The following is a 12,595-nucleotide window of genomic DNA, read 5'->3' as shown; positions in this document are numbered from 1 at the left end:
GCTTTACTTCAAGGCCTGGGGCAAAATCACCGATGCCATGGACCAGTTTGTTGACAAACGGCAGCAGTCGGGCCAGAGGCACGTATTCGCCAAACGGTACCAGATGCATTTTGTCTGCACGTCCGATCTCGCTGCCATCAGCGCCTATCAGATAGGCACTGTTAAGGTTGGTGTAGTTACCGCTACGCAATTCTGCAGCCGGACTGCCAAACAGCAGGTTGGCTTTTAGTTCACGGCTAAGATTGCGAATCCGGTCTGAAGAGGGGCTGTTTTCCTGAAAGAAAAACGGTGCAGCACTTTCCGGCCAGACAAGCAGATCCGCTGCCTGTTGAGCAACAGCCTGGCGGGATAGGTTGGTGTAGATATCAAGGGTGGCTTCACGAAAGGCTGGAGACCATTTTACGGCTTGATCAATATTTCCCTGAATCAGGGCCACCTTGAGCGGGGCCGTAGTGGGTAGCGGGCTGTTCAGCCGGAAAAAACCGTAGCCTAAGGCAGAGGTCAGGGCCAGGACAAAGACAACGGCACTTTTGGCAGGATAGGGGATCTCTGCGCCGGATAGGGCTCGGATAACCCGGTAAAAAACTACGTTGGCCAGCACCAGCAGGGCGGTAATGCCAAATACCCCGGTCAGGTCAGCCACCTGAATTAACGGCAGCAGCCGGTATTGGGAATGGCCCAGCATGGTCCAGGGAAAGCCGGTTAAAAGAATACTGCGCAGGTAATCGGCTCCGACCCAGGCCAGTGGCATTAACAGGGCAGATTTAATCCCGTATCGTTCGCCCATGACGGTTGTCCAGGTGGCCAGCCCATAAAACAGGGCCAGCCAGGCTGAGAGAAACAGCCAGAGCGGGATTGTAGCAAACAGAGGCAGGTGACCGTAGTCACCCATGACGATCATCACCCAGTAGAGCAGGCCAGCATAGGCGGTCAGGCCGGTAACAAAGCCAAGTTTAAAGGCAGCCTTGGGGGATTGACCTTCAAGGGTGGTCAGAAGTGGTATCAGGGCGATCCAGGCCAGAAACGAGAGGTCTGCCTTGGGGAATGAGAGGGTAATCAGCAGGCCGGACAGCAATGCCAGCAGGGCCGGTCGGATCCTGCCGGAGATCAGGGGAAGGCGGAAATCATGCAGGTTCACGGGGCAGCAGGCTCCGCTGTATCGGGAAGACGAACGATTCTGACCCGCTTGACCTTGCGTGGATCAGCATCCAGAATCTCAATTTCCAGTCCTTCGCCGGTGACCACCGTGCCGGCAGTGGGGATGCCGTCAGCCAGGTGGACCACCAGACCGCCAACCGTATCGAATTTGTCCCGTTCAATCTCAAGCTGAAACTGTTCTTCCAGTTCTTCAATCGGCAGGCGGGCGTCAGTGGTTATGGAGCCATCTGGATCGCAGGTATACAGCTCTTCTTCCATGTCATACTCGTCCTGAATATCGCCAACAATCTGTTCCAGCAGGTCTTCAATGGTGACCAGGCCGGAAGTGCCACCGTATTCATCAACCACAATGGCCAGGTGGACTTTTTTCTTCTTGAATTCCTGCAGCAGTAGCTCAAGGGTCTTGGTCTCAGGGGTGAAAAACGGTTGTCTGATCAGATCCTGCAGGTGGATTCCAGCATCTTCCATGCCCCAGCTTTTTAGCAGGTCTTTGGCATACAGTAGCCCAATGATGTTGTCCAGGGTGCCGTCATAGACCGGGATGCGGGAGTGGCCACAGGCGATGATGGCATCGATGGTTTCACGTACCGATGCCTCGATACTGATGGCAGCCATGGCGGTGCGGGGCACCATGATCTCGCGCACCACGGTGTTGTCCAACTCCAGAATGGCGCTGATCATCTCACGTTCTTGCTCGTCTACAATCCCTTCCTCTTCGCCGGCTTCAATCAGATCGTGAATCTCCTCTTCAGTAACCTTTTTACGTCCGGTTACCAGTCGGGTGACCCTGTCGAGCAAACCTGCCGGCCTGCGACTACTTCCTTCGTCCACGTTTGTTTTTCCTCCGTCTGTTAAATGATCAGGGAAGGACTGTCAGCCCTTCTTTGCGTAATAGTTTCCAAATTTCCTGCTCTTTGCGTTCCATCCTGACCGCCTCGGCCTCGCCGCTCCGTTCATGGTCATAACCGGTTAGGTGCAGGATGCCGTGTAAAAGCAGAAAAATCAATCGTTCATACCCGCTCCAGCCACCGGACTGCGCCTCTTTGGCTGCGGTATCGGCTGAGATGACCACATCACCCAGGGCATGGGGAGTCAGATCGCCGAACTCGCCTTCCTGCAGGGAGAAGGAGATTACGTTGGTGGGGCGATCCTTGCCCAGATACTCACGATTCAGGCGGTGTATGGTGCGGTCACCAACAATGGTGATTGATAGTTCGGTCTCGTCAGGACATCCCAAGGCGTTTAAGATCCTCGTTGCTGCTGTCCTGATGGGACACAACGGGGCCGGGTGTTTTCGCTGATTGTTCTGTACCAGAATGTGCATTGCTCTTTTTACCTCCGCTACTCCCCTTGTGGACCGGTTCAGGATACTCTATCCGGTGATGGAAGATAGCCCCCAGAATCCGGTTGAAACTCTTGGCTATCTCATGCAGGTTTTTAAGGGTCAGTTCGCATTCATCCAATTGGCCATCGGAAAAAATTCGGTTGATCAGTTTCTGTACCATCCCCTGAATCCGGTCCGGGGTAGGGTTGACCAGGGTGCGGGAGGCTGCCTCCACCGCATCGGCCAGCATCACCAGACCTGCTTCACGGGTCTGAGGCTTGGGGCCGGGATAGCGGAACTCCTGGGGATCAACCTGCTGCCCGTTTGCCTCGGCCTGGGTCTTGGCTTTTTCATAAAAAAACTTGATCAGGGCGGTGCCGTGGTGCTGACGGATCACGTCAATGATCGGTTGTCCCAGATGTTTTTCCTTTGCCAGCGCTTCACCCTCTTTTATGTGGGAGATCAGGATCAGGGCCGACATGTGGGGGGAAAGCTTGTCGTGACGGTTTTCGCCACCATGCATATTCTCAATAAAGTAGAGCGGTTTTGCTGACTTGCCGATGTCGTGGTAATAAGCGGCTACCCGCGCCAGCAACGGGTTGGCGCCGATTGCCTCGGCGGCTGCTTCCACCAGGTTGCCCACCACGACGCTGTGGTGGTAGGTTCCGGGAGCCTTGATCATCAGCTCCCGCAACAGCGGGGAGTTAAGATTGGCCAGCTCCAGCAGCTTGATGTTGGTGGTGAAGTGGAACAGTGATTCAAACAGCGGGGTAAAGGCTGAAACCAGCATGGCGGAAAGCAGCGCCCCCACCAGCGTGAAGCAGATGACATAGAGGGTCTGCATGGTGAAGAGGGCGCTGTTCATGGTCTGGAAACAGATTCCCATGGCCAGGTTAACCACTGCCAGCTTGAGGCCGGCTGTATAGATCACGCTGCGGTCCTGGCACTGCCGTACACCATGGGCACCCACCACACTGCCCAGCAGGGCATAAATGACCACGAACATATTGCTGTTAAACAGGATGCCCAGCAACGGGGCCATCATCACGCAGTAGACCAGGGCAACTTCCGAGTTGAGCAGAATCCGCACAATCATGGCGCCAGCTGCAAAGGGGAAGAGGTAGGCGTAGGAAGCGGGCGATACTGCGGGGAAGGCAGCACCGATGTTGGCAGAAACCAGAAGGGCCAGCTTAAAGACAAAGAAACTGCCCACAATCAGAATGGCAATGGCCAGAAGATCTCGGTTGCTGGGGTTGAATTTACGGATATTCTTGCAGGCAAAACGATAGGGGAAGTAGAACAGTACCACGACCAGCCCAAAGATGCCTAGTACGGTATAGAGTGTTCCTTCGCCACGGCTGGCTTCATAGATCATCTGCAGCTTGTGGGATTGTTCACTGCTGACCCGCTCCCCCACCCGGACGATCATTTCACCCTTTTGAATCTTGTACAATACCGGTTTAACATCGTTTAAGAGGTTTTTTTTGCGGGCTTCAGTAGCCTCACGGTCAAAGAACAGGTTGGGCTTCAGAATTTTGGCGGTCAAAGCCAGCAGGTGGCGGGATACATCAGCTGGCACACCGTCAAGCCGTTTTGACTGTAACAGCCTGCGGGCCTCGCCGATCTCGATAAACGGCGTATTTACGGTCGCCGTGCCGATACTCCTGCCGGTGGTGCTTGCTATCTCTATGCCGCGCTGGATATCGGAACGGAACACCTTTTCATCAAGAATGATTTTCTGTTTGTAAAGCTCATCAAGGATCTGTTTCAGGCTGGACAGTATGGGGGGCTGGTTGGCTGCCTTCAGCAGAGAGCGTAACTCGCCTTCGGCAAGCTGTGCATCAAGTACCGGTTCAAGCAGTGGTCGCAGCTCGGCTGTGGTGATGGCCGGTTTTTCAGATCGGGCGCTGCGTGTGGCGTTCATTGCCCGGGTTATGCTGTTGAGCAGTGTTGTTGCAACGGTTTCGCCGGCAGTGTAGACAACCGGTGCCTTGGACTCTGCTTCATTACGTAACTGTTTGGTCAGCTCATTATCTTCCAGCAGGTAGTCCTGGCTGGCGCGGATATCCGAGGTGGCGATCTCGCCCGGTTTGTAACGGGCGGTCACCAGGTGCTGGCTGGGCAGCAGGATCAGGGTGAGGAGTCCGGCGGTCAGCAGGAGTAGTAGCACTCTGTTGCGCCGTGCTGTTGCCGGGTTTGAGAATCGTCGTACAATTGAATCAAGCAGATTGCTCACCAGTTTTGGCAGGTAGGCAAGATGAGACTGCTCAGGTGTATGTCCAGGGGATTCGGGCATGTGTACCGTCAAACGGTGTGTACAAGATGGTATGTGTGGAGGATCGTATGCATAGTGAAGGTTGAATTATACGCGGCTGGTATGAAAACTGTCAATTTATAGTTCTGTAATCTGACTGCCGGTGATTTCAACGTCCGGCCAGCCATCATAGATCCAGTCCTCAAGACGGTCCAGAGTGTTGCAGGCAATGGTCTTATCCGGGCTGACCGTGACAAAGCTGAGCACTGCCACCTGACAGTTGTCCTGACGGTCTACCTCTGCGCAGGAAACATTAAAGCGGTTGCGGGCCCGGCCCAGGATGCTTTTGACAATGCCCCGTTTTTCTTTCAGCGAGAAGGCTGGCAGCGAGAGGTGGATTTCAGAGCAGAAGATGAACACAGATCAGAACTCCGCATGCCTCGGTGTCCTGGGAAACGGGATCACGTCACGGATGTTCTCCATACCGGAGAGGTACATGATCAGCCGCTCAAAGCCCAGGCCAAAACCGGCATGGGGGGTGCTGCCCCAGCGGCGGGAATCCAAATACCACCAAAGCGGTTCTTTGGGGATATCCATTTCGTTGATACGTTGTTCCAGCTGGTCAAGGCGCTCTTCCCGCTGGCTGCCACCGATGATCTCACCCACCTTGGGTACCAGCAGGTCCATGGCGGCCACCGTGCGGCCATCATCATTCTGACGCATGTAGAACGCCTTGATATCCTTTGGGTAGTTCAGCACAAAAACAGGGCCACCCACCACCTGTTCGGTCAGATAGCGTTCATGCTCGGTTTGCAAATCCAAGCCCCACTCCACGGGGAAATTGAATGAAACCGGTGCCTTTTGCAGGTGAGTAATGGCATCGCCATACTCCATCCGGGCAAAATTTGCCTGTGCAACAGAGTGTACCCGCTCAATCAGTCCCTTCTCAATCTGCTGATCAAAGAAGGTCATATCCTCAGCACATTGCTCAAGAGCAAAACTGCACAGGTAGCGTACGAACTCCTCGGCCAGATCAGCATCATCAGCCAGATTGCTGAAGGCCATCTCCGGCTCGATCATCCAGAATTCCGAGGCATGACGGGCAGTGTTTGAGTTCTCTGCCCGGAAGGTGGGGCCAAAGGTGTAGATGTTGCCAAAGGACTGGGCAAACAGTTCACCCTCCAGCTGGCCGCTGACGGTCAGGCCGGTCTTCTGGCCAAAGAAATCATGGCTGAAGTCAATGCTGCCCCCTTCATTGCGGGGCGCGCCGTTGGGGGGCAGGGTGGTTACCCGGAACAGTTCGCCGGCCCCTTCGCAGTCACTGGCAGTGATGATCGGGGTATGGACGTAGAGAAAATTACGTTCGCTAAAGAACTGGTGGATCGCTTGGGCCAGCCTTGAGCGCAGCCGGAACACTGCGCCAAAGGTGTTGGATCTGGGGCGCAGGTGGGCGATGCTGCGCAGGTACTCAAAGCTGTGGCGCTTCTTCTGCAGCGGGTAGTCAGGGTTGGATTCTCCAACAACCGTCAACGCAGTTACACGTAGTTCAAGCTGCTGTCCGGCAGCCGGTGAGGGAACCAGTTCGCCGGATACCTGCAGGGCGGTTCCTGTGCCGAGTTTGCTGTGGTTTTCAAAGTTGGTTACGGTTGCCCGCTCAAGTACCAGTTGGATGCCGGACAGGTTGGATCCGTCATTCAGAACGATGAAGGCAACATCACCGGAGGCCCGGGTAGAGCGTACCCAGCCGGCAACAGTATAGTCACCGCCTGCTTCAGGCTGTTGCAAAAGGTCTGCGATCAATGTGCGTTTTGCCATGGGAAGCTCCGCTTACTGCCCGATGATCTTTCTACGTGGTGGTCGTTTACCCGGCGCTGGTGGCTGAGCTGCTTTAGATGATTTTGCAGGGGCTGCCATCCGTTGTTCCCGCTGTTTGACCGGTGGCGGGGCATCCAGTGCCTGTGCCTCTTCCTTGCTCAAGAGGCGGTACTCACCCGGTTGCAGGCCGCCTAGGGTCAGGTTGCCGTAGCGGATCCGGCGCAGCCGTACCACAAAAAGCCCCACTGCCGCGCACATCCGCCGTACCTGACGATTGCGGCCTTCACGGATGGTGACAGAGAGCCAGTCATTACTTTGGTCATTTTTCAACAGGCGTACTGTGGTGGAGCCGGTGGGGCCATCTTCCAGTTCTACCCCGTCTGCCAGCTTCTTGATCTGCTGCGGATCAATCTTGCCCCGTACCCGTACGTGGTATTCCTTGTCCACCTGATGGCGTGGATGCATCAGGCGATTGGCCCAGGCGCCGTCGTTGGTTAACAGCAGCAGTCCTTCAGAGTTGTAGTCCAGCCGCCCCACCGGAAAGAGTCGCTCGCCTATATCCTTGACCAGTTCGGTTACCAGTTGCCGCCCCTGGGGATCTTTAAGCGAGGTGACATAGCCGGCAGGCTTGTGCAGCAGTACATAATAGAACGTTTCTGCTGGTTTAACCGGCTGTCCATCCAGTGCGATCAGGTCTTTGGCCGGATCAGCCTTGCTGCCCAGCTCGGTTACTACCTGACCGTTGACGGTTACACGCCCGGCCAGGATCATCTCTTCTGATGCACGGCGAGAGGTGATTCCGGCAGCGGAAATAATTTTTTGCAAACGCTCATTCATGGTTTGTCCTCAGGGTTTTGCGTGTTGGCTTCCCCCGGTATCAGGGCAAGAAATAAACCTGCTGCAGCTCCATATAATGCCCCTGACCAGGGGTTGCTCATCATGGCTCAGGTGCCACCGCCAGCACAATGGGACATCCAGCCGATGGTTCCTCCGGCCAGAGCACCGGCACCGATCAGAATCAGGAATTTAAGCAGTTTTTTGTTCATGGTCCCTCCTGTAACGTTGGCAGGCGCAGCAGATACCAGGTGATGCCGATGGCCAGCAGGATCAGCAGGGCTTTGGCCCATACCGGCGGAACCAGCAGCAGGGCTGAGGGGGGCAGGGTCAGCCAGACCAGTGTAATGGCTGTGCGTTTGGCCCTGAGCGGTATGCCTGAGCCATCCAGATACCCCCTGATCATCGGGCCCAGATGGCTATGGTTCACCAGCCAGCAATGAAACCGCTCCGAGCTGCGTGCAAAACAGGCAGCTGCCAGCAGCAGGAAGGGAGTGGTTGGCAGCAACGGCACAAAAATGCCGATGATTCCCAGTGCGGTGCAGAGCAGGCCGGCACTGATCAGTAACCAGCGGAGCACAGGATGATGGGATTGAATAGGCATATGTTTTATCTGCATTGAACAATAAAGGGGTGCCAAGGCACCCCTGAGTGGTTACACAAATGTGCGGTCTTAGTCTGCCATGCGGGTCATGGCGCGGAACTTTTGATACCGATCCTCAACCAGCTGCTCAGGAGTCATCTCTTTCAGTTCTGACAGATGCCGACGGATGGCTGAACCCATAGCCTGGGTAGTGGCCTCATGGTCTCGGTGGGCACCGCCAACCGGCTCATGGATGATTTCATCAATCACGCCCAGCTCAATGATGTCCTGAGCTGCAGGCTTGAGTGCCTCGGCAGCCTGCTGGCCCTTGGTGCCGTCGGACCAGAGGATGGCAGCGCAGCCTTCCGGTGAGATAACCGCATAGACGGAATGCTCCAGCATCAGTACCCGGTTGCCAACCGCAATGGCCAATGCGCCGCCGGAGCCACCTTCTCCGGTAATGCAGACAATGATTGGCACCGTCAGGCTGGCCATTTCACGCAGGTTACGGGCAATCGCCTCGGCCTGGCCACGCTCTTCCGCCCCAATGCCGGGATAGGCGCCGGGGGTATCCACAAAGGTGATGATCGGCAGATTAAACTGCTCCGCCATCTGGAACAGACGCAGCGCCTTGCGGTATCCTTCGGGGTTGGGCATGCCGAAGTTGCGGAACACCTTTTCCTTGGTGTCGCGCCCCTTCTGGTGTCCCACCACCATCACCGGCTGGCCGTCAAAACGGGCCAGGCCACCCACAATGGCATGGTCATCGCCGAAGTTGCGGTCGCCATGCAGCTCATTAAAGTCGGTAAATAGGTGTTGGATGTAATCCTGGGTAAAAGGACGGTTGATGTGGCGGGCCACCTGGGCCTTCTGCCAGCGGGTCAGGTTGTTGAAAATCTCCTGACGCTTTTCTTCAACCTTGCTTTCCAGGGCGTTAATCTCGGCAGTCAGATCACCGGCACCCAGGGCGCGCAGTTCCTCGATCTTCTTTTCCAGCTCGGCAATCGGTTTTTCAAACTCCATGTAGACAGTAGCTGCCATGAAAATCTCCAGTCTGATTTTTACCGCAGAGGACGCAGAGGGTGAAAAGGAGGAAGGCAAGAGGCTAGACCTTTAGTGCTGTTTGTCTTATTTCGTTTATCGGTTACGAAGACAAGACGCACATTTGTCAGGTATAGATTTTCTCTGTGTTCCTCTGTGCCCTCTGTGGTGAAATAAAATTTAATTCATTCAAAGATCGCGGCATTATACCCGACACAGCGTTCTACCGCTACCCTAAATTCATCACTGGCCGCCACTTTCAAGTGATCCGGCAGTTTGATGATGGTCCGGCTGCGGTTGGGGATCTCAAGCTGCAGTAACACCGGAAGATTACCAGGGTGTTTTTCCAGTAGTTCCCTGATCGGCGTCAGCTGTTCCGCTGTCAGCTCAAGCAGGCGCAGCGCCAGACTAACACGGGTGGTCTGCTGCTCCTGGGCCTCGGACAACAGCTTGATATCGCCATTGACGCTGACCTGGTTGGGGAACTTGCGGCCATTGCCTTCCTGGGGCTTCATTACCAGCAGCTTACAGCCCTTCTCACCCTTTTCCAGTTTGCCGGTAAACAGCAGCGGGTCATCTGATTTTAGCAGGCCAGCCGATGGTACGTACATGTCGGAAAAAATCGTAATCTCGATCTGGCCGGTCAGGTCCTCTATGGTGACAAACCCCATCCGGTCACCCTTTTTGGTGATGATCTCCTTCAGGGAGGTAACGATTCCGCAGACCCGCACCTCCATACCATCGGGGAAATCCGGCAGTCGGGCGATCTCGGCACTGGCCAGACGCCTGATGTCGGAGGCATAGCGGTCCAACGGATGGCCGGTGATCAAAAAGCCCAGCGCTTCTTTTTCAAAGCCCAATTTTTCCTTGTCCAGCCATTCTTCAATATTCGGCAGCTTGCGCCCGGAGCGGGTAGCGGTGGCGGTGGGCATATCGCCAAACAGTGAAACCTGGGCGCTGTCCCGCTCTTCCTGAAAACGCTGGCCTGCCGTGGTGGCATCATCAAGGGCTGCCATCAGCGGAGCGCGATGTTTATGCAGCGAATCAAAGGCGCCGCATTTAACCAGCGCTTCCACCACCCGTTTGTTGACCCGTCGCAGGTCAACCCGTTCGCAAAAATCATAAATATCGGTAAAGGGGCCGTCTGTACGGGCCTCGATGATCGATTCGATTGCCCCTCCGCCAACCCCTTTCACCGCACCTAGGCCAAAGCGCATTGACTTGCCTGATACCGTAAAGGACTGGCCTGAGGCGTTGATGTCCGGCGGCAGCACCTCGATCCCCTGCTCACGGCAGTCGCTGATGCTCTTCAACACCTTGTCGGTGCTGTCCATGTCGCAGGAGAGCAGGGCGGCCATGAATTCAACCGGGTAGTGGGCCTTCAGGTAGGCGGTCTGGTAGGCGATCAGGGCATAGGCGGCGGAGTGGGATTTGTTGAAGCCGTACTCAGCAAACTTGGCCATCTGGTCAAAGATCGCCTCGGCCTTTTTGATATCCAGTCCCTGTGCCTTGGCCCCTTCAAGGAACGGCTCCTTTTCCTTGGCCATAACCGCCGGGTCTTTTTTACCCATGGCGCGGCGCAACAGGTCGGCCCGTCCCAGGGAATAGCCAGCCAGGGAACGGGAGATCTGCATGACCTGTTCCTGGTAAACGATAACCCCGTAGGTGTCCTTCAGGATCGGCTCAAGCTGGGGTAGATCGTAGACCACTTTCTGGCGGCCATGCTTGCGCTCGATAAATTCGTCCACCATGCCGCAGCCCAGCGGGCCAGGACGGTAGAGGGCGCAGGCTGCGATGACATCCTCAAAGCAGGAGGGCTTCAGTTTGTCCAGCATCTCCTTCATGCCGCTGGATTCAAGCTGAAAGATGCCGGTGGTGTTACCGGCGGTGATCAGATCGTAGCTGGCCTGGTCATCATCCCGCAGGCGGGTGATGTCAAAATCAGGATTCTGTCCCTCCCGGATCATCCGCACCGCGTTCTGGATGACGGTCAGGTTTTTCAGGCCCAGAAAGTCGAACTTGACCAGTCCCACCATCTCCACATACTTCATGGAATACTGGGTGTTGATGCCGCCGGTCTTCTGATCCTTGTAAACCGGCAGGTACTCTTCCAGCTGATCCGGTGCCACCACCACCCCAGCGGCGTGGGTTCCGGCATGACGGGCCAGTCCTTCCAGGCAGTTGGCGGTCTCCAACAGTTGGGCTACTTTGGGGTCGGCGTTAGCCATCTCCTTCAACTGCGGTTCCTGTTTGATCGCCTTGTCTATGGTCATCTTCAGGTCGTCAGGGATCAGTTTGGCTATCTTATCCACATCGCCGTAGGCCATATCAATGGCCCGACCCACATCCCGCACCACCGCCTTGGCCTTCATGGTCCCAAAGGTGATGATCTGGCAGACCCGCTCACGACCGTACTTCTGCACCACGTACTCGATCACCTTTTCACGCTGATCCTGGCAGAAGTCCACGTCAATATCAGGCATGGAGATCCGTTCCGGGTTCAGGAACCGCTCAAACAGCAGGTTGTAGGGCAGGGGGTCAAGGTCGGTAATCTTGATAGCATAGGCCACCAGCGAACCGGCAGCCGAGCCCCGGCCCGGTCCCACCGGAATTCCCTGGTTCTTGGCCCAGTTGATGAAGTCAGCCACAATCAGGAAGTAGGCCGGGAACTTCATCTGGCGGATACAGTCCAGCTCGATCCGCAGACGATCATGGTAGCCCTGGACCTGCTCTTCGGTCATGTCCGGGTACTTGGCCCGGATGGTGATTAAACGTTCGGCAAGCCCTACAACTGCCTGTTCTTCCAGCATGTCGTCGTGGTTTTTGCCTTCGGGTGGTTCAAAGTGAGGGAAGTAGTACTCTTTCTCCAACGGCAGTTCCAGATTGCAGCGTTCAGCAATGGCCACCGTATTTGCAACCGCCTGGGGAGCATAGTGAAAGGCCGCCGCCATCTCATCCGGGGTTTTGACGTAGAACTCATCGGCCGAGAACTTCATGTGGGTAGGATCAGACATGGTCTTGCCGGTCTGGATGCAGAGCAGCACCTCATGGGCCTTGGCATCTTCACGGTTCAGGTAGTGGCAGTCATTGGTGGCCACCAACGGCAGGTTCAGCTCTTTGGCCACCTCCAACAGGCGCTGGTTGACCAAGTCCTGCTCTGGCAGGGTGTTTTCCTGGATCTCGATGTAATAACGATCCGGAGAAATCTGGCTGTACCAGCGTGCGGTCTCCAGTGCATCATCCAGCTTGCCACGACCACACTGCATCGCCACTTCACCCTTCAGGCAGGCAGACAGGGCGATCAGACCTCCAGCGTGCTTTTCCAACAGGGCGCGATCTATGCGGGGGCGGTAGTAGAAACCCTCCTTATACCCGGCAGAGGTCAGGTAGGAGAGGTTCTTGTACCCTTCAAGGTTTTCGCAGAGCAGGATAATGTGATAGGCAGCATCTGATATACCCTTGGAATCTTTTGAAAAACGTGAGTCAGGGGCGATGTACAGCTCGCAGCCGATAATCGGCTTGATCCCGGCCTTCTTGCACTTCAGGTAAAACTCCACCGCACCAAACATATTGCCGTGGTCGGTAT

Annotated in this window: 10 protein-coding genes; all 10 read right to left on the bottom strand. The window is 55.7% G+C overall.

Annotated features, from left to right (window positions below; all coding sequences use genetic code 11):
- Positions 1-1,138: apolipoprotein N-acyltransferase (gene lnt, locus OEL57_RS08720; protein WP_300739676.1), on the bottom strand; the 1,138-nt coding region annotated here is incomplete at its 3' end.
- Complete coding sequence (locus OEL57_RS08715; RefSeq protein WP_300739675.1) at positions 1,135-1,989, bottom strand: hemolysin family protein; 855 nt, start codon at positions 1,987-1,989, stop codon at positions 1,135-1,137. The genes lnt and OEL57_RS08715, both read right to left, overlap by 4 nt.
- A 28-nt stretch (positions 1,990-2,017) precedes the next feature.
- Positions 2,018-2,395: an rRNA maturation RNase YbeY gene (gene ybeY / locus OEL57_RS08710; protein ID WP_300739674.1), complete on the bottom strand. Its 378-nt coding sequence runs from the start codon at positions 2,393-2,395 to the stop codon at positions 2,018-2,020.
- On the bottom strand, positions 2,382-4,778 hold the full coding sequence (locus tag OEL57_RS08705) for an HD family phosphohydrolase (RefSeq protein WP_300739673.1): 2,397 nt from the start codon (positions 4,776-4,778) through the stop codon (positions 2,382-2,384). The genes ybeY and OEL57_RS08705 overlap by 14 nt, the downstream gene beginning before the upstream one ends.
- Positions 4,779-4,874: 96 nt before the next feature.
- On the bottom strand, positions 4,875-5,156 hold the full coding sequence (locus tag OEL57_RS08700) for a DUF503 domain-containing protein (RefSeq protein ID WP_300739671.1): 282 nt from the start codon (positions 5,154-5,156) through the stop codon (positions 4,875-4,877).
- A 3-nt stretch (positions 5,157-5,159) separates the two neighbouring features.
- On the bottom strand, positions 5,160-6,551 hold the full coding sequence (asnS, locus tag OEL57_RS08695) for an asparagine--tRNA ligase (protein ID WP_300739669.1): 1,392 nt from the start codon (positions 6,549-6,551) through the stop codon (positions 5,160-5,162).
- 12 nt (positions 6,552-6,563) lie between these two features.
- Positions 6,564-7,388 (bottom strand): pseudouridine synthase, encoded by an 825-nt coding sequence (locus tag OEL57_RS08690; protein ID WP_300739667.1) that lies wholly within the window; start codon positions 7,386-7,388, stop codon positions 6,564-6,566.
- Positions 7,389-7,593: 205 nt separating this feature from the next.
- Complete coding sequence (locus tag OEL57_RS08685; protein ID WP_300739665.1) at positions 7,594-7,989, bottom strand: YbaN family protein; 396 nt, start codon at positions 7,987-7,989, stop codon at positions 7,594-7,596.
- A gap of 69 nt (positions 7,990-8,058) precedes the next feature.
- Positions 8,059-9,009 carry an acetyl-CoA carboxylase carboxyltransferase subunit alpha gene (locus tag OEL57_RS08680; protein WP_300739663.1) on the bottom strand — a complete coding sequence of 317 codons (951 nt, stop codon included), beginning with the start codon at positions 9,007-9,009 and terminating at the stop codon, positions 8,059-8,061.
- Between the two features lie 185 nt (positions 9,010-9,194).
- Positions 9,195-12,595: DNA polymerase III subunit alpha (dnaE, locus tag OEL57_RS08675; RefSeq protein ID WP_300739661.1), on the bottom strand; the 3,401-nt coding region annotated here is incomplete at its 5' end.

This window comes from Trichlorobacter sp. (assembly GCF_030247655.1).
Classification (GTDB): Bacteria; Desulfobacterota; Desulfuromonadia; order Geobacterales; family Pseudopelobacteraceae; genus Trichlorobacter.
Note: the sequence above shows the minus strand (reverse complement) of the source record. Positions and strands in the feature narration are given on the sequence as shown.